Origin of the sequence: Jiangella muralis (assembly GCF_001270745.1) — a bacterium.
Lineage (GTDB): Bacteria > Actinomycetota > Actinomycetes > Jiangellales > Jiangellaceae > Jiangella > Jiangella muralis.
Window position 1 is genome coordinate 155,155 of the sequence record NZ_KQ434753.1, and the last position, 18,687, is coordinate 173,841.

The 18,687-nt window shown below is 73.6% G+C and carries 12 protein-coding genes; 8 read left to right on the forward strand and 4 right to left on the reverse strand.

What is annotated here, in order from left to right:
- Positions 1-85: 85 nt before the first annotated feature.
- Positions 86-931 carry an MFS transporter gene (locus ACW62_RS06495; protein WP_053203275.1) on the reverse strand — a complete coding sequence of 282 codons (846 nt, stop codon included), beginning with the start codon at positions 929-931 and terminating at the stop codon, positions 86-88.
- Between the two features lie 81 nt (positions 932-1,012).
- Positions 1,013-2,245 (reverse strand): AI-2E family transporter, encoded by a 1,233-nt coding sequence (locus ACW62_RS06500; RefSeq protein ID WP_169792001.1) that lies wholly within the window; start codon positions 2,243-2,245, stop codon positions 1,013-1,015.
- A 176-nt stretch (positions 2,246-2,421) separates the two neighbouring features.
- Between ACW62_RS06500 and ACW62_RS06505 the strand changes: the two genes are divergently transcribed.
- The 6 genes from ACW62_RS06505 (at position 2,422) to ACW62_RS06530 (ending at position 10,665) form a co-directional block, all read left to right on the forward strand.
- Positions 2,422-3,279, forward strand: a complete 858-nt coding sequence (locus tag ACW62_RS06505) for a hypothetical protein (protein ID WP_053203276.1) — start codon at positions 2,422-2,424, stop codon at positions 3,277-3,279.
- A gap of 33 nt (positions 3,280-3,312) precedes the next feature.
- Entirely contained in the window at positions 3,313-6,018 is a 2,706-nt protein-coding gene (locus ACW62_RS06510) for a sigma-70 family RNA polymerase sigma factor (RefSeq protein ID WP_053203277.1), read from the forward strand.
- A 228-nt stretch (positions 6,019-6,246) separates the two neighbouring features.
- Entirely contained in the window at positions 6,247-6,504 is a 258-nt protein-coding gene (locus ACW62_RS06515) for a WhiB family transcriptional regulator (RefSeq protein WP_053203579.1), read from the forward strand.
- A 231-nt stretch (positions 6,505-6,735) separates the two neighbouring features.
- Positions 6,736-8,883 carry an MMPL family transporter gene (locus ACW62_RS06520; protein ID WP_053203278.1) on the forward strand — a complete coding sequence of 716 codons (2,148 nt, stop codon included), beginning with the start codon at positions 6,736-6,738 and terminating at the stop codon, positions 8,881-8,883.
- Positions 8,884-8,978: 95 nt separating this feature from the next.
- On the forward strand, positions 8,979-9,389 hold the full coding sequence (locus tag ACW62_RS06525; protein ID WP_157574455.1) for a hypothetical protein: 411 nt from the start codon (positions 8,979-8,981) through the stop codon (positions 9,387-9,389).
- Positions 9,390-9,486: 97 nt separating this feature from the next.
- The gene (locus ACW62_RS06530) at positions 9,487-10,665 is read left to right on the forward strand and encodes an MFS transporter (protein ID WP_053203280.1); all 1,179 of its coding nucleotides are present in this window, start codon (positions 9,487-9,489) and stop codon (positions 10,663-10,665) included.
- 697 nt (positions 10,666-11,362) lie between these two features.
- Here the strand turns inward: ACW62_RS06530 and ACW62_RS06535 are convergent.
- Positions 11,363-12,274, reverse strand: coding sequence for a LysR substrate-binding domain-containing protein (locus ACW62_RS06535; RefSeq protein WP_053203281.1), 912 nt, complete (start codon positions 12,272-12,274; stop codon positions 11,363-11,365).
- 91 nt (positions 12,275-12,365) lie between these two features.
- Here ACW62_RS06535 and ACW62_RS06540 point away from each other — a divergent pair, with 91 nt between their 5' ends.
- Complete coding sequence (locus ACW62_RS06540) at positions 12,366-15,812, forward strand: proline dehydrogenase family protein (protein ID WP_053203282.1); 3,447 nt, start codon at positions 12,366-12,368, stop codon at positions 15,810-15,812.
- Complete coding sequence (locus tag ACW62_RS06545) at positions 15,809-17,350, forward strand: SagB/ThcOx family dehydrogenase (protein ID WP_053203283.1); 1,542 nt, start codon at positions 15,809-15,811, stop codon at positions 17,348-17,350. The genes ACW62_RS06540 and ACW62_RS06545 overlap by 4 nt, the downstream gene beginning before the upstream one ends.
- On the opposite strand, the gene ACW62_RS06550 is transcribed toward ACW62_RS06545, so the two are convergent.
- Positions 17,316-18,677 (reverse strand): aspartate aminotransferase family protein, encoded by a 1,362-nt coding sequence (locus ACW62_RS06550; RefSeq protein ID WP_053203284.1) that lies wholly within the window; start codon positions 18,675-18,677, stop codon positions 17,316-17,318. The two genes, ACW62_RS06545 and ACW62_RS06550, sit on opposite strands and share 35 nt — an antisense overlap.
- Positions 18,678-18,687 lie beyond the last annotated feature (10 nt).

The following is an 18,687-nucleotide window of genomic DNA, read 5'->3' on the forward strand; positions in this document are numbered from 1 at the left end:
CGCTGGGCGGCGACGCGCTCGCCACCAACGGCCCGCTCCACTCCGAGGTACTGGCCCGACTCGCCCCGGCGGAGTAGGCCCGGCCTCAGCCGACGTGCTCGACGGCGGCCGCGGCGCCCGGACGCACCCGCCGCAGCAGCACCACGGCCAGCAGCGCCGTCACGCCGACCACGACGGCCCCCGCAGCCGCTGTGGTGGTGAACCCCTGGGTGAACGCCAGCCGGGCCGCGGCCATCAGCGGCTCCGCGGCTGCGGCGGGCAGCTCCTCAGCGACGGCCGCCGCGGCGCCCAGGCTGCCGGTGGCCGCGTCGGCGGCGGGCCCGGTGACGCCGTCGGGCAGGCCGCCGCGCAGCTCGTCGCCGTACACCGCCGCCGCGACGCTGCCCAGGACCGCGATGCCGGTCGCGGCGCCCAGCTCGCCCGCGGTCTCCGAGGTCGCCGCGGCGGAACCGGAGCGCTCGGGCGGCGCCGACCCGACGATGAGGTCGATGACCAGGCTGGCCGCCATCCCGACGCCGGCGACGAGGACGGTGTAGCCGGCGATGACGACCCCGACCTGGGAGTCGACCTCGACCGTCGTGGCCACCAGCACGAAGCCCAGCGCGGCCACCGCGGCTCCGGCGCCGACGACGATGCCCGGCGGGACCCGGCGCACCACCAGGTTCGCCACCGCGATGCCGGCGATGGTGCCGCCGACGGTCGGCAGCATCCACAGCGCCGCGGTGAAGGGCCGGATGCCGAGCACCAGCTGCACGTACTGCACGGCGATGGCGCCCATGCCGGCGGTCGCGAACGTCACGGCCGCGTTGGTCCCGACGGCGGCGCTGAACGCCGGGTTGCGGAACAGCCGGACGTCGATCATCGGGTCGTCCAGGGAGCGCTGGCGCCGGACGAAGGCCACGCCGAGCAGCAGTCCGCTGTGCCTGGTCAACGGCGTGGTGCTGCAGTGGCTGATCGACCCTGCGTCCGCCCCCTCGGCGGCCGACCTCGCCGCCGCCCTGCGCGTGCTGGCTCAGCCGGACGAGACCGGCGGCGGCCGTTCCCGGGTCGACGCGAGGTAACTGCCGACGGTGTTGACCAGCGCGATGATCGGGACCGCGATGATCGCGCCGATGATCGAGCCGGCCAGCGTGCCGATGGCGACGGCCACCGCGACGGCCAGCGGGTGGACGCTCACCATGCGGCCGAGGATGAACGGCTGGAAGATGTTGCTCTCGATCTGCTGCACCACGATCAGCCCGACCAGCACGACGATCGCGATCAGCAGGCCCTGCGTCACCAACGCCACCAGCACGGCCACCGTCCCGGTGACGAACGCGCCGATCAGCGGCACGAACGCACCGAAGAACACCAGCACCCCCAGCGGCAGCGCCAGCGGCACCTGCAGGATGAACAGCAGGATCGTGATGGTGACGGCATCGAACAGCGCCACCAGCACCGTGCCGCGGATGTACTGCCCCAGCGTCAGCCAGGCGACGTCGCCCGCGGCGGCCGCGCGGGCCCGCGCCCGGGAGGGGAACAGCCGGACCAGCCAGGTCCAGATGCGCTCGCCGTCGTAGAGGAAGAAGATCAGCGCGAACAGCGCGAGCGCCAGCCCGACCAGGATCTCGATGGCGACGGTCGCCGCGGTGGCGGCCTGCTCGGTGACCGCGCTGTCGTCCTGGAAGATGGCGACGGCGCGGTCGATATAGCGGTCCAGCTGCGCCTCGTCGATGCTGAACGGCGGCCCCGCCAGCCAGTCGCGGACCTCCTGCAGGCCCTCCTCGGCCTGGTCGACGACGTCCTGGAACTGGCCGCCGACGGCGTTGCCGACCAGCGTCAGCGACCCGACCACGACCAGCAGGAACCCGACGAAGACGACGGCGGACGCGGGGCCGCGCGCCCAGCCGGCCATGCGCAGCCGGCGCACGAGCGGCTGCAGCCCGGCGGCCAGCAGCAGGGCGGCCACCAGCGGGAAGATCACCAGCCGCAGCTCCCACGCCAGCCAGCCGACGCCGGCCACCGCCGCGGCGATGATGAGCAGCCGCCAGCTCCACTCGGCGGCGTCGCGGACCACCCGGGGCACCGGGTGGCGGTCGGGGACGGGTGGCGACGTCGTGGTGGCGGGTGGCGGCGGCACCGGACCGGGCTGCGCCGCGGGCGGCGACTCTGCCGTCGGCGCGTCGACGGCGTCGGACGTCGCGGCCGGACCGGACTCGGCGGCCTGCGCGAGCCGCTGACGGACGTCGGTCAGCCAGCGAGTCATTCGCACCATGCGGTCCGGCACAAGGGTCAGCCTGACATACCGGGGCGACGGCCCCGGCGGTGTGGTCGGGGCGGCCGCGAAATTCTTTCCGATCCCGCGTCATGATCCGGCGCCGGCCCCGTCGTGATGGGTGCAAGGGTCGGACGAAGCGTGCGCGAGAACGGGGAGTTCCGAGGATGACGATGTTCAACCACGACGACGTTCCGGTGACATCGTTGCTGGCCGCCTGGCTGGAACGGCCGGTGCCGGCAAGTGCACGCGAGCCCGACCCCGCCCCTGGAACGAGCCGGGCGGAGGCAACCACCGGGGAGTTGCCTCCGCCCGGCGTCGAAGCCGTCGTCGACGCGCTGACCGCCGACGAACCCGACCCCGAGGACGTCGTACACGGGCTGACGGTGTTCGCCTGGGAGCGCGCCGCCACGGCCGGCGACCTCACCTGCCTGCTGGACGAACTGGACGAGCTGTGGGACGTGCTCGAGGCGTCGGTGGGCGCGCCGCTCCCCCGCCTGACGGCACGGCACCGTCTGGTCGACGCGTGGGTCGACGCCGTCGCCGCCGAACGTGGCTCGCCGGGCATCGATCCGCTGTCCGGACTGCACACCGCGGGCTACCTCTACGGGCGCGTGCACGAGCTGGACCGGCTGTCCGGGATCGAGCCGTCCGCGCTGGTCCTGCTGGCCATGCGCTGGGACCCGGCGGACGGCCCCTGGAGGCGCATCGCCCGGGTCCTGCAGGCGGCGTCCGCGCTGCGCTCACGGGTCCGGCCGGATGCCACGCTGAGCGTGGTCGGCGCCACGATGGCGCTGGCTCTGGTACCCGACGATGCGCGGGCACGGGTCGAGCGGATCTCCTTGACGAAGGCGGTCGAAACCGGTGAACTGAGCACAGCACATGTGCGGGTCGACGTGTTCGCTGTCCCGGACTCCAGAGCACGATTGCCTGAACTCGTGACTGGGCTGCTTGGGGGGGCTAGTGTCGATCATGAGATCAGGCCGCCCAGGTTTCGCCATTCAGGGAGTAGTTCCCTGGACTGAGCTGCCTGGGCGCAACCGGGATAGCGAGAACAGGTGACGATTCCAGCAGACGCCGCCAGCGACGAACAGCTCATCGCGCGCACGCGCGAAGGCGACATGGGCGCCTACGACGAGCTGTACCGTCGCCACGTCGACGACGCCTCCAAAGTCGCCCGCATCGTCACCAACAACAGCGACGAGGCGCAGGACGTCGTCGCCGAGGCGTTCACCCGGGTGCTCACGCGGCTGCGCGAGGGCGGCGGCCCCGACCTCGAGTTCGCGCCCTACCTGAAGACGGTCGTGCGGCGGCTGGCCATCGACCGCCACCGCACGTCGCAGCGCGACGGCTCGCAGACCGACCCGTCGATCCTCGACATCCTGCCGACCGCCGACGACGCCATGGCCCGGTCCACCGACCGTCAACTGGTCCGGCACGCGTTCGAGACGCTGCCCGAGCGGTGGCAGCAGGTGCTCTGGCACACCGAGATCGAGGGCCGCTCGCCGGCGTCGCTGGCGCCCGCGCTGGGCAGCTCCGCCAACGCCGTCGCCGCGCTGGCCTACCGCGCCCGCGAGGGCCTGCGGCAGGCGTACCTGGCGGTCAACCTGACCACCGAGGTCCAGGCCGAATGCCGCCCGTACGCGCCGAAGATCGCGTCGTACGTCCGCGGCACGCTGTCGGCGCACGACACCCGCGAGATGAGCGCCCACCTCGCCACCTGCACACACTGCCGCGAGCGGCGCGACGAACTGCTGCTGCTCGTCTCCGACATGCGCGGCATCCTTTGGCCCGCCCTGCTGCTGCCGGCCTCCGGCATCGCGGCCGGTGCGGTGGCCGCGGGCGCCGGCGCCGCTGGTGGCGTGCTGGCGTTCCTGAACCCGGTCACCTGGGGCAAGCAGGCCCGACAGGTCGCGGCGGCCGGTGGCGCGGTCGCGGCGGCCGCCGCCATCGCCGTCGCCGCGTGGGCGTTGACCAGCGGCGACGACCCCGCCGACCCGCCCGCCGCAGCACCGTCCGTCAGCGCCGAACCGGAGCCGCCGGCCGACGACCCGCCGGCCGAGAACCCGCCCGACGAGCCGCCCGCGCCGCCGCAGCAGGAAGAGCCGCCGGCCGACGACCCTGTCGAGGACCAGCCGCAGGCCGACCAGCCGGTCGCCGACCAGCCGCCGCAGAACGAGCCGGACGAGCCGGACGAGCCGGTCGAGGAAGAGCCGCCGGCCGAACAGCCGGAGGTCGACCCCTCCCAGCCGTCCGAGACCCCGAGCAGCGAGCCCACGGACGAGCCGACGTCCGACCCCACCACCGAGCCGCCGCCGGCCGAGCAGCCGCCCACCATCGACGTGCAGCCGCCGGCCAACCCGGTCGTGGTCGCCGGCGAGGACGTCACCCTGACGGTCACGGTCAGCGGCAACCCGCCGCCCGACCTGCAGTGGCAGTACGCCAACCCGCCCGCCGGCTCCGCCGACCCGCCCGCCGGCGCCAGCCAGCCCGCCACGTCGGCGGCCGACGCGCCCAAGTCCGGCCCGCAGTTCCTGATCGCGCCGACGACCGACGGCACGCCGTACATCAGCTCCGCCGAGCACCGCGCCGGCCAGACGCCCGACGACGACACGTCCGACTCCCCGGACGCGCCGGCCGAGGCCGACTGGATCGACGTCGCCGGCGCCACCACCGACACGCTGGTCATCGAGGCGCCCGACCGCGAAGTCGACGGCCGCCTGTACCGCGTCAAGGCCACGAACCCGCTCGGCACCATCACCACCGAGCCGGCCGTCATCACGGTGCAGTACCCGCCGGCCATCGAGGAGCAGCCGCAGAACGTCACCGTCGTCGAGGGCGACACCGCCGTGTTCGAGGCGACCGCCGTGGCCAACCCGGCCGCCATGACCATCACCTGGCAGGTGCGCGCGCCGGGCGGCGAGTGGGGCGCGCCGGACCAGACGGTGGCCACCCCGCGCCAGGAGGGCGTCCGGTCGACGCTCGAGCTCACCGACGTCAACGGCGAGCGCGACGGCTACCAGTACCGCGCGGTCTTCACCAACGAGGTCGGCGAGGCGGCGTCCGAGCCGGCCACGCTCACCGTCCACTGGCAGCCCGAGATCACCGCGCAGCCCGAGTCGGTCGAGACCGGCCCCGGCGACGACGTCGAGTTCACCGCCAGCGCCTCGGCCAACCCGGAGGCCACCTGGGCCTGGGAGAGCGCGCCGTCCGCCGACGGCCCGTGGACCCCGGTCCCCGACGCCACCGGCAGCGGCCCCGACGCCACGCTGACCCGTCCCGGCGTCACGCTCGACGACGACGGCACCCGCTACCGCGCGGTCTTCACCAACGAGCTGGGCTCGGTCACCACCGACGCCGCCGCGCTCGAGGTCGTGCGGGCCGGCCGGTTCCAGGTCGACCTCGGCGAGGCCGGCGTGCGCTGCATCGTCGTCGACGGCAGCGGCGTGCCCAGGGCCGGCGACTGCGCCGACGCCCCCGGCCGCGGCTGGGAGGTGCCGGGCGACGGCACCATCGTCTGGCGCGCGACCGGCCAGTGCCTCGACGGCGTCCATCCGATCGACGCGGTCGTCCTGGCCGGGTGCGACGACAGCAACAGCCAGCAGTGGAACCTCGACCCCGACTCGTCGGCGCCGCAGCCCATCCGCAGCGTGAAGTACCACAACTTCGTGCTCGACATCGAGCAGGTGGCGCCCGACGGCCGGGTGATCCTCTTCCCGTCCCACACGGGCATCAACCAGCAGTTCCGCTACCTCCAGCCGTAGCGGTCCGCTGAGCCTTCCCACCGCCCGGTGAGCCCTTCACGGCTCACCGGGCGGTGGCGTTTCCACGGCTATTCATCCGGTTCGTCCCGGCCGGAAAAATTCCCCGAGAAATTCTTCGTCAGGCGCGTCATAGCCGACCCCGATCTCTGTCTTGTCGATCAAAGGCCCTGATCCACTCGACACGACGGCGAAGGGGGAACTGGCCGCATGACCGCACTGGCCGATCACATGAACACGTACACAGAGGACTGGTTCGAGCTGCGGGACGCATGGCGGGCGTATGCCGCCTGCCGGGGCATGGACACCGACCTCTTCTACCCCGAGGGCCGCGGCAGCACGCTGCGGGCCCGGGAGCAGATCGCCAAGAACATCTGCACGTCCTGCCCGGTCGCGCAGCAGTGCCGGGAGGCCGCCTCGGCGCTCCCGGAGCGGTACGGCATCTGGGGCGGGCTGACCGAGGCGGAGCGGGGCTGGTCGCGCCGCTGACGCCGGCCGGCCACGCCACCCCTTCACCGTCGCTCCGCCACCCCGGATACACCGCCCGCACGACGCCCAGAAATGGGCGAAGTCACATCTTTCGCGGCGCCGCGAGGAACGTGACGCGCACCACATCCTTCCCCTTCCGATCCCCGGTTCCCCGCCGCATTCCGCGGACGGCGGGACACCGTGTCAGGCATCTGTCAGACGGATGTCAGACCGGCCGTCGATACTGATCGCATGTTTGCTTCGCTGGGCCGTTATGTCGCCCGACACCCGTGGCAGGTCATCGTCGCGTGGGTCGTGCTGGCGGTCGCTGTGATCGCCACCGCTCCCGCCCTCACGTCGACCACCGACGAGGCCGAGTTCCTGCCCGACCACTACGAATCCATCCAGGCTGCCGAACTGCAGTCCGATGCGTTCCCCGACCGCACCGAGATGGCCGCGATCATGGTCTTCGACCGTGAGGACGGCGAGCCCCTGACCGACGACGACGTCGCCACCGTCGAGCGGATCTCCGGCGAGCTGGGTGACCTCGACCTGCCCGAGTTCGGCGCCATCACGCCGAGTCCGCCGTCGGAGAACCGGCTGGTGCAGACGTCCGTCATCAGCCTGGCCAAGGACGCCGACCCGTTCGGCGAAGAGCTGATGGACAGCGTCCGCGACCTGCGCGAAGACGCGAAGCCCCTGCTCGACGGCACCGGCCTGCGCATGGGCGTCACCGGCTCGGCCGCGCAGGGCCTCGACTCCCAGGAGGCGGCGTCCAACGCCGAGGCGATCGTCGGCATCGTGACGGTCCTGCTGATCCTCGGCCTGCTGTTCATCATCTTCCGCAGCCCGATCATCGCGTTCATGCCGATCATCGTCGTCGGCGTCATCTCGCAGGTCGCGACGGGGCTGATCGCGTTCGCCAACAAGGCGTTCGACCTGCAGGCCGACTCCTCGATCACGGTCATCCTGATCGTGGTGCTCTACGGCATCGGCACCGACTACATCCTGTTCTTCCTGTTCCGCTACCGCGAGGCGCTCCGGCAGGGCCTCGACAGCAAGACCGCCGTGTCGCACGCCATCGAACGCGCCGGCGAGGCCATCGCGTCGGCGGGCGGCGCCGTCATCGTCGCGTTCATGGCGCTGATCCTGTCGACGCTGGGCATCTTCCGCTCCATCGGCCCGGCGCTGGCCATCGCGGTCGCCGTCACGGTGCTGGCGGCGCTCACACTGGTGCCGGCCATCGTGTCGCTGCTCGGCACCAAGGTGTTCTGGCCGTCGAAGGCGTGGAAGACCGAGCCGAAGGCGGCCCGGTTCGGTGCGGTCGGTGAGTCGCTCGGCCGGCACCCGGTCCGGTTCGCTTTGGTGTCCGGACTGATCATGGCGGGTCTGGCGGTGTTCGCGTTCGGGTTCAAGCCGACGTTCGACCTGTCCGACACCGGCGTGCCGTCGTCGGCGGAGTCGACGGTCGCGCTGAAGACGCTGGAGAAGGGGCTGCCGCCGGGCGCCACGGACCCCACCACGGTGCTGCTGCACAGCACCGGCGGCGAACGCCTCGACGACGCCGCCATCGCCGACTTCGGCACCGCGCTCAGCGGCGCGAGCGGCGTCGCACAGGTCGCCACCCCGCCGGCGGTGTCCGCCGACGGCACCACCGCCGCGTTCAGCGTCGTCCTCGACGCCGACCCCACGTCGGACGCGTCGATGGCGAACGTCGAGGGGCCGATCCGCGACATCGCGCACGACGCCGCGCCCGACGGCACCGAGGCACTCGTCGGCGGCACCACGTCGGTCTTCGTCGACCTGCAGGACGCGATGAACCGCGACTACTCGGTCGTGTTCCCGGTGGCCGCGCTGATCATCATGCTGATCCTGGCGGTGCTGCTGCGCAGCCTGGTGGCGCCCTGGTACCTCATGGCGTCGGTCGGCCTCGGCTTCGGCGCCACGCTGGGCGCCACCGTGCTGCTGTTCCAGACGATCCAGGGCGACGACGGGCTGATCTTCATGCTGCCCATCTACATCTACCTGTTCGTCGTGGCGCTGGGCACCGACTACAACATCCTCATGGTGGCCCGGCTGCGCGAAGAGGCCCGCAACGGCCTCGAGCCCCGTCAGGCCGCGGCCTTGGCCGTCCGGCACGCCGGGCCGACCATCGCCGCGGCCGGCCTCATCCTGGCCGGCACCTTCGCCTCGCTGATGCTGGGCGGCAACGCGCTGCTGATGTCGATGGGCTTCGCCATCGCGTTCGGCATCTTCATCGCGGCGTTCGTCATGGCGATGTTCTTCACCCCGGCCCTGACGGCGCTCATCGGGCACGCCGCCTGGTGGCCCGGCCACGGCGACCGGCGCGACGAGCCCGCCCCGCCGGAGGAGGGCGAACTGGTGCGGTCCGCCGACTGATCGAACCGGGACGCACCACCGCAAACGCGCGACGCGGCGCCACGAAACCTCGCAGGTCGTGGCGCCGCGTCGGCTTTTGCGTCACAGTACAGAGCATGAAGTGGGGAATCCGTCTGGTGCTCGCCGCCGCGGCGAACGGCGTGCTGCTGATGATCGCCGCGGTGCTGTTCGACAAGTTCCGCCTGTCCTTCACCGGCTGGCTGATCGGGACCATCCTGTTCACCGTCTTCACCATGCTGTTGCGCGGGATCATGGCGTCGGCGGCGCGCAAGTACGCGTCCAGCGCCACGTTCCTCGGCGGTCTGGTGCTCACGTGGGTCGGGCTGGTGCTGACCGACATCTTCACCGCCCGCAAGAACTTCGACCTCGAGGGCGCCGGCACGTGGCTGTTCACCACGCTCATCGTGTGGGTCGGCACCGTCGTCTACGACCAGGTCGACGACCGCCTCCTCGACGCCGTCCACGGGCGGACGAAGGGCGGCGCGGGAGGCGCCGCCAGCGCGTAGCCGGCGGCGTCGTCGGCGCGTAGTCGGCGAATCGGTCCGGTGTCCGGCGGTGAGATTGGCACTCACGTGTGGACCGATCCGTCCATAGGTTCGGGTCATGACCACCGCCACGCTCACCGCCGCCACCACCGTCCACGCGCCGCTCATCTCCCGGGCGCTGCTGCTCCGGTTCGTCACGATCGTCGGCTCGTCGCTGGGCTTCTACCTGCCGCTGTCGGTGGTCCCGATGGTCGCCGAGGCGGCCGGTGCGACCGGCGCCGCGGGCCTGGCCACCGGCGCGCTGCTGACCGCGTCGATCGCCGGTGAGGTCGCGACGCCGCGGCTGGTCGCCCGGTTCGGCTACCGGCTAGCGCTGACCGCCGGACTGGTGCTGCTCGGCGCGCCCACACTGGTGCTGCTGGCCGCGCCGGACCTGACGGTCTTGGTCGCGGTCAACGTGGTGCGCGGCCTCGGCTTCGGCGTCACGATCGTCGCCGGTGGCGCGTTGACGGCGACCCTGCTGCCCGCGGACCGCCGCGGCGAAGGGCTGGCACTGGTCGGCGTCGTCGGCGGGATTCCCGCGCTGGTCGCGCTGCCGTTCGGGGTCTGGGCGGCCGGGCAGTGGGGCGCCGGGACGGTGTTCGCGATCACGGCGGTCGCCACGCTGCTCAGCCTGGTCGCCGTGCCCGGACTACCCGGCCGGACCGACGGCGCCGGCCGGGGCGGCGGCGGCTCGCACGGGGTGGTCGCCGGCCTGCGCGACGCCGGACTGGTCCGTCCGGCGGCCATCTTCGCGGCGTCAACGGTCGCGATCGGGGTGCTGGTGACGTTCCTGCCGCTGGCCACCGGGTCCACCTCCGTCGCGGCGGCCGCCCTGCTGGTCCAGCCCGCGACGGCGACCGTCACCCGCTGGGTGGCCGGGCGGGTGGGCGACCGGCACGGCCAGGGCCGGCTGCTGGTGCCCGGCCTGCTGCTGGCCGCCGCCGGCCTGCTCGGCGTCAGCGCGACCGGCACCCCGGCCGCCGTCATCGCCGGCGCCGCCGTGTTCGGCGCCGGATTCGGGGTGCTGCAGAACGCGACGCTCGCGCTCATGTACACGCGGGTGAGCCCGGAGGGCTACGGCTCGGTCAGCGCCATCTGGAACGCGGCGTACGACATCGGCATGGCGACGGGCGCAGCCGGCGCCGGACTGGTCGCCGCCGGCGCGGGCTACCCCGTCGTGTTCGTGCTGGCCGCCGTACTGCTGGTGCCCGCACTGCGGCCGGCCGCCCGCGAGCGCCGCCTCGCGGCCAGCTGACCACGGCCGTGCGCCGTTGGGCGCACGTTGGCCGTCCCCCTGGCGCCCATTCTCTTAGCCGGAACCACGCGCCTCAAGCGGACCCGAATGGCGCTTCGCGCGACGGTGACCGCTTGACCCGCGTACTCCCGGCCAAGAACGGGCAGCTATCAGGGGGACGGGGGCAGTCTGGGCACAGCCCGCGCCCGATATGCACCGTTCGCGGGACCCTGCGCCGTAGGCCTCCTGGGTGTGAGGCGCGTCCTGGGTCTCACGCGCGCCGAACACCCATTTCGAGCCCGAAAGCGCGCCTCACACCCAGGACGCGCCTCACACCCAGGTTGGCAGCGCCGACGTCCTGGTCTGCCGTCACGTCCTGGTCCCCAGTCACGCCACCAGCCCCGAACCCGCCATAAAGCGCGACCACAGACCACGACGTCACCCCAGACCAGGACCCGCCCCGGCGGACCGTCGCCACACTTCCCCCGTCCCCCTGATAGCTGCCCGTTCTTGGCCGCGGTGCCGCGGGTCAAGCGGTGCTTCGCCCGCGCGAAGCGCCGATGGGCTCCGCTTGAGGCGCGGTGCCGCGGCTAAGAAAATGGGCAGCAGGGGGACGGCCCACCGCCGCAAAACGGCGAACTGCCGCAAAGCGGCCAACGCGGCAGACCCCGGCGAACCGACCGCCCCTCGGACCAGGCCAGACACCATCAACCAGGGATCAGCCGGCCGGGTGGCCCGGCCCGAGCTCGACAGCGGCGGCGAGGGCTTCGCGGCAGGCGAGGATGGACGGGCGCTGGGCCATGGACCGGCGGGCGGCGGTGAACACCGTCCGGTGCGGCACGCCGTCGAGGTCGACCAGCCGCACCGACGGCGGGCGGCGGGCCCACATGAGGTCGGGGATCAGGGCGACCGCGTTGCCGGTCTCGATCAGCTCGATCTGCGCCGTCAGGTCGGCCGTCTCGAACCGCACGTCCGGCTCGAACCCGGCCTGACGGCAGGCCTGCTCGGCGAAGTGCCGCGACGCCGCGCCATGCGGCTCGGCCACCCAGGGCAGGCCGGCGGTGTCGGCCAGCCGGGTGATGTGCTCCCACGCGGGACCGGGCGGGACGGCCAGGCGGAGGGCGTCGTGGGTGAGGCCGACGCGGTCCAGCTCCGGGTGCCAGGGCGCGGCGTGGTTCGGGTACTGCTCGGCGACGACGAGGTCGAAGTCGCGGGCGAACGTCTCCAGCAGCGCGGTCTCCGGCTCGCGCTGCGTCATGGTGACGCGCAGCCGCGGGTGCCGCTCGGCGAGCGTGTGCAGCAGGTCCGGCATCAGCGCCAGCGCGGCGGACTGGAAGACGGCGAGGCGGACGGTGCCGGTGGCCTCCTGCAGCGACGCGCGCAGGTCCGACTCCGCCTCCTCCAGGCGCTGCAGGACGACGGCGGTGTGCTCGACGAGGATCTCCGCCTGCGGGGTGAGCTGCAGCCGGCGGCCGACCTTGCGCAGCAGCGGGACGCCGGCCTCCTTCTCCAGCAGGGTGAGCTGCTGCGACACGGACGACGGGCTCTGGTGCAGGGCTGCGGCAACGTCGGCGATGGTGCCGCGAACGGCCAGTTCCCGGAGAAGCCGCAGCCGGCGGACGTCGAGCACGGTAGCCTCCAAGAAACAGTAAGCGGATCTGACGAGTACTCGTCAGAAAACATCGCTTTACCTTATGCCAACGGGTGACCAGACTGTGGACATGGCCGTGACCTGGAACGACACCGACGCTCGCGCGGGCGGGCTGAACGAGTTGCTGGCGCTGTCCGACGAGGTCGTCGCGACCGTCCGCCGCTGGCTGGACGAGTCCGCGCAGCACCCCGCCAGCGCGGCCGCGCAGCGGCTCTCCCAGGTGCTGGCCGACCCCAGTGGGCTGCCGTTCGCCGTCGGTTTCGTCGACGGCGTCATCCGGCCCGAGGACCCGAAGGTCGCCGCCCACGCCCTGCGCGAGCTGGCCGCCGACGTGCCCGCGTTCCTGCCCGCGCACCTGCGGCTCGCGGTCCGGGCCGGCGGACTGGCCGGACGGGTCGCGCCCGGGCTGGTCGTGCCGATCGCCCGGCGGGCGCTGCGCGAGATGGTCGGCCACCTGGTCGTCGACGCGCGGCCGGCCAAGCTGGGCAAGGCGATCGGCCGCATCCGCCGCGACTGCGGCCGGCTCAACGTCAACCTGCTGGGCGAGGCCGTGCTCGGCGAGCGCGAGGCCCGCCGCCGCCTCGACGGCACGCTGAAGGTGCTGGACCGCCCGGACGTCGACTACGTGTCGGTGAAGGTGTCGTCGACGGTGGCGCCGCACTCGGCGTGGGCGTTCGACGACACCGTCGCGCACGTCGTCGAGGCGCTCACCCCGCTGTACCGGCGGGCCGCGGCCGCGGCGACGTTCGTCAACCTGGACATGGAGGAGTACCGCGACCTCGAGCTGACGACGGCGGTCTTCACCACGCTGCTGGACCGGCCCGAGTTCGAGGGACTGGAGGCCGGCATCGTCCTGCAGGCCTACCTGCCGGACACGCCGGCGACGATGGTCCGGCTGCAGGAGTGGGCGGCCGCGCGCCGGGCCCGCGGCGGCGCGCCGGTCAAGGTGCGCGTCGTCAAGGGCGCGAACCTGCCGATGGAGCGGGTCGAGGCGTCGCTGCGCGGCTGGCCGCTGGCCACCTGGCACAGCAAGCAGGAGACCGACACCAACTACAAGCGGCTGCTCGACTACGCGCTGCGGCCCGAGCACATCGGCAACGTGCACATCGGCGTCGCCGGGCACAACCTGTTCGACCTCGCCTTCGCCTGGCTGCTGGCCGGGCGGCGCGGTGTCCGCGACGGCGTCGAGGTCGAGATGCTGCTGGGCATGGCCCAGGGGCAGGCCGAGGTGGTCCGCCGCGAGGTCGGCAAGGTCCGGCTCTACACCCCGGTCGTGCACCCGCGCGAGTTCGACGTCGCCATCGCCTACCTGGTGCGGCGGCTGGAGGAGGGCGCGAGCGCGGAGAACTTCCTGTCCGCGCTGGCCGGGCTGCACGACCACGAGGAGCTGTTCGTCCGCGAGCGCGACCGGTTCCTCGCCTCACTGGCCGCGCTGGACCGTGCGGTGCCGCGTCCGCACCGCGTCCAGGACCGCCGCGAGCCGGTGACCGGCGCCGTCCAGGCCGAGTTCCAGAACGTGCCCGACACCGACCCCGCGCTGCCCGGCAACGTGGCGTGGAGCCGCGACATCCTGGCCCGCGCGGCCGCCAGCACGGCCGGCGCGGCCACGGTCGACGCCGCGGTCGTCACCACGGCCGACGACCTGGACGCCGTCCTGGCGACGGCGGAGGCGGCCGGCCGCGACTGGGGCGCGCGGACCGGCGCCGAGCGGGCCGCGGTGCTGCGCCGCGCCGCCGTCGAGCTGGAGCGGCGCCGGGCCGAGCTGCTGGAGGTCATGGCGGCCGAGGCCGGCAAGACCCTCGACCAGGGCGACCCGGAGGTGTCCGAGGCGATCGACTTCGCGAACTACTACGCGAGCCTGGCCGAGCGGCTCGACGACGTCGACGGCGCGGTTCGGCGGCCGGTGCCGCTGACCGTCGTCACGCCGCCGTGGAACTTCCCGGTCGCCATCCCGGCCGGGTCGACGCTGGCCGCGCTGGCCGCCGGGTCCGCCGTCGTGCTGAAGCCGGCGTCGCAGGCGGTGCGCTGCGGCGCGGTGCTGGCCGAGGCCCTGTGGGCGGCCGGGGTCCCGCGCGACGTGCTGCGGCTGCTGCGGGTCGGCGAGTCCTCGCTGGGCCGGCGGCTGGTGTCCGACCCGCGGCTCGGCCGGCTCATCCTCACCGGCGCGTTCGAGACCGCCGAGCTGTTCCGCTCGTTCCGCACCGACCTCCCGCTGCTGGCCGAGACCAGCGGCAAGAACGCCATCGTCGTCACCCCGAGCGCCGACATCGACCTCGCCGTCCGCGACGTCGTGTACTCCGCGTTCGGCCACGCCGGGCAGAAGTGCTCGGCGGCGTCGCTGGTCATCCTGGTCGGCTCGGTGGCGCGGTCGCGCCGGTTCCGCGACCAGCTGGTCGACGCCGTCGCGTCGTTGAAGGTGGGGCTGCCGACCGACCCCACGACGCAGATGGGCCCGCTCATCGGCCCGGCCGACGGCAAGCTGCTGCGGGCGCTGACGACGCTCGGCCCGGGCGAGTCGTGGGTGGTGCGGCCGCGCCAGCTCGACGACGAGGGGCGCAGCTGGTCGCCCGGCGTCAAGGTCGGCGTCGCGGACGGCTCGGAGTACCACCTGACGGAGTACTTCGGCCCGGTGCTCGGGATCATGACCGCGGCCACCCTGGACGAGGCGATCGCCCTGCAGAACCGGGTCGCCTACGGCCTCACCGCGGGCCTGCACACCCGCGACGCCGCCGACGTCGCCACCTGGCTGAACCGCGTCGAGGCCGGCAACCTCTACGTCAACCGCGGCACCACCGGCGCGATCGTCCGGCGGCAGCCGTTCGGCGGCTGGAAGCGCTCCGCCGTCGGCGCCGGCACCAAGGCCGGCGGACCGAACTACCTCGTGGGACTGACCGGTTGGTCTCCCGCGCCGTCCACCGCCGCGGCGCCGCTGGCCGCCGGGCCGGCCGCGCTGCTGGCCGCCGCGCACGCCGCCGGGCTGGCCGGTGCCGACGCGCTGGAGCGGGCGCTGCGCAGCGACGCCGCCGCCTGGCGCGACGAATTCGGTGTCGCCCGCGACGTGTCCGGGCTGAGCGCCGAGCGCAACGTGTTCCGCTACCTGCCGCACCCGGTCACGGTCCGGCACGAGTCCGGCGCGCCGGTGGCTGACCTGCTGCGAGTGGTCGCGGCCGGCGTGCTCGCGGGCGCCCGGGTGACGGTGTCGGCGATCGGCGAGCTGCCCGCCGCGGTGACGTCCGCGGTGACGGCGCTGGGCGTCGGCGTCGCGATCGAGCCGGCGGCGGACTGGCGGCGCCGGGCGGCGACACTGACCGGACGGGTCCGGCTGGTCGGCGGCGACGCGGCGACGTTGTACGAGGCGTCCGGCGGCCGTCCCGACCTCGCCGTCTACGCCCAGCCGGTGACCGAGGCCGGTCGCGTCGAGCTGCTGCCGTTCCTGCACGAGCAGGCCGTGAGCATCACCGCGCACCGGTTCGGCTCGCCCGACCCGCTGGCGGCCGGGGCTACGCTCGCGGGATGACCGCGCGTAACGCCGACGTCCGGGCCGCCCTCGAGTTCCACGCGGCGACGCGGTACTGGCGCGGCGGCGACGGCATCGTCATGGGCACGCCGCCCGACGTCGAGGACGGCATCTGGGAGAAGGACCGCTCGCTCGAGCCGTACCCGTTCAAGGTGTACGAGACGCTCGAGCCGATCGGGATCCCGCGCGAGTTCGCGCCGTCGCCGGTCCCGGCGCTGGCCGCGGTGTCGGCGACGGGCCGGGGCGGTGCCGGGGCGCCGGACCTGGCGTTCTTGGCCCGGATCGCACGACTGAGCAACGGGCTGTTGGACCGCACCGTCACCGTCCGCGGCACCACCATCACCTACCGGACGGCCGGCGGCACCGGCGCGCGCTACCACCTGGAGCTGTACTTCGCCTGCGCCGACCTGCCCGATCTCGGCGCGGGCCTCTACCACTACGCCGCGCACGACCACAGCCTGCGTCAGGTCCGCTCCGGTGACGTCCGTTCCGCGCTGGGTGTCGAGGCCCCGGTCGTCATGGCGGTGACCAGCACGTTCTGGCGCAACGCCTGGCGGTACAAGGCACGGGCGTACCGGCACGCGTTCTGGGACGCGGGCACGTCGCTGTCGCAGGCGCTGGCGGTGGCCGCGTCGGCCGGCGTCCCGGCGGAGCTGGTGCTGGGCTTCGCCGACCAGGAGGTCAACGCCGTCCTCGGCATCGACGGCGTGCGCGAGGCGACGCTCGCGCTGTGCGCGCTCGGCACCGGCGGCCCGCCCCCGCCGGACGTCGCGGAGCTGCCGCCGGTGGACCTGCCGGTGCGGCCGGTGTCGCCGCGCGAGGTCACCTTCCCCGCGATCCCGGCGATGCACCTGGCGTCGTCGCTGGACACCGGCGCCGAGGCGGCGGCCTGGCGGTCGCGCTCCGTCGATGCGGCGCGCCCGGAACCGGCCGGGCCGCTCACCGCGCTGGACCCGCTGCCCGACGACGCGCTGCCGCCCGAGCCGGTCGAGGACGTGATCCTGCGCCGCCGCTCGACCCGCAACTACGACACCTCCGTGGACCTCGGGTTCCGCGACTTCTCCACGCTGCTGGACCGCTCGTCGCGGGCCTACGCCGCCGACGTCCGGCCGCCGCTCGACTGCTACCTCATCGTCAACGCCGTCGAGGCCCTGACGCCCGGCATCTACCTGCACCACCCGGCGCGTGGAGCCGTCGAGCTGCTGCGCGCGGGCGACTTCCGCGCCGACGCCGCACGCATCGCCGTCGGCCAGGAGTACTGCGCGAACGCGCACGTCAACGCGTACTGGCTGGCCGACCTCGGTCCGCTGCTGGCGGCGTACGGCAACCGCGGCTACCGCGCCGCCCAGCTGACCAGCGCGCTGCAGCCCGGGAAGCTGCACCTCGGCACGCACGCACTCGGCCTCGGCGCCGTCGGCTCCACGTCGGCCGACGACGACGTGGTCGAGTTCTTCTCGCCGCACGCGGCCGGCAAGACCTACCTGTTCGTGACGGTGTTCGGCGTCAAGCGGCCGCGAACCGCTCCCCCGCGTCCGTGAGCACGTCGCGCAGGCCGCCGACGATCTCGTCGAGCACCGCGCGGTCGCTGATCAGTGGCGGCGCGATCTGCAGGACGGCGTCGCCGCGGTCGTCGGCGCGGGCGATCAGACCGGCCTCCAGCAACCGTCCGGGCAGGTAGCCGCGCAGCAGCGCGTCGCGCTCGGCGTGGTCGAACCGGCCGTTCGTGCCGTCCTTCACCAGCTCGATCGCCCAGAAGAAGCCCGCACCGCGGACGTCGCCGACGATCGGCAGCGCGAGCAACTCGCCCAGGCGGTCGCGCAGGTACGGCTCCAGCGCGCGGACGTTCTCGAGGACGCCGTCGCGGGCGACGATGTCGATGGTGCGCAGCGCGACGGCGGCGCTGGCCGGGTGGCCGCCGAAGGTGATGCCGTGCCGCAGCACCCGGCCGCCGTCGACCAGCGGCCGCACCACGTGGTCGGTGGCGAGGACGGCGCCCATCGGCAGATAGGCGGCGGTGATGCCCTTGGCGAGGGTGACGAGGTCGGGGGTGACGCCCTCGCGCGCGCTGCCGAACCACTCGCCCAGCCGGCCGCAGCCGGTGATGACCTCGTCGGCCAGCAGCAGGATGCCGTAGCGGTCGGCGATGTCGCGCAGCCCGCGCCAGTAGCCGGGCGGCGGCGTCAGGCAGCCGCCGGCGTTCTGCACCGGTTCGGCGATGATCAGCGCGACCTCGTCCGGTCCGGCCGCGACGACGGCCGCCTCGACCTCGGCCAGCAGCCGGGCGCAGAACGCGGCCGGGTCGGCGCCGTCGGGCGCGCGGAACGCGTTGGTGTTCGACACGTGCGTGACGTCGATGGGCGGCGGGCCGAAGTCGTCCTTGAACCGCGGGACGCCGGTGAACGCCAGCGCGCCGAGCGTGACCCCGTGGTACGCGATATCGCGGGCGATGGCCTTGGTGCGCCGCGGCTGGCCGACGGCCAGGTAGTGCTCGCGGACCAGCTTCCACGCCGCCTCGACCGCCTCGGAGCCGCCGTTGGTGAAGAACGCGCGGGTCAGCCCGGCCGGTGCGAGGCCGGTGAGCCGCTCGGCCAGCTCGATGGCCGGCGGATGCGCCGTCGCCCAGTTCGTGTTGAACGGCAGCCGGGTCAGCTGCTCGGTGACCACCGCGCCGAACTCGGCACCGTAGGAGTAGCCGAGCTGCGCGCAGAACAGGCTCGACAGCGCGTCGACGTAGCGGCGGCCGCGGGAGTCGAACACGTACGGCCCCTCGCCCCGTTCGAGCACCAGCAGGTCGTCGAGCCGCTGCTTGGAGAAATGGAGCAGTAGGTGGTCGGCAGCCGTGCGCTGCAACTCGTCGGGTGTCATGTGGCCTCAC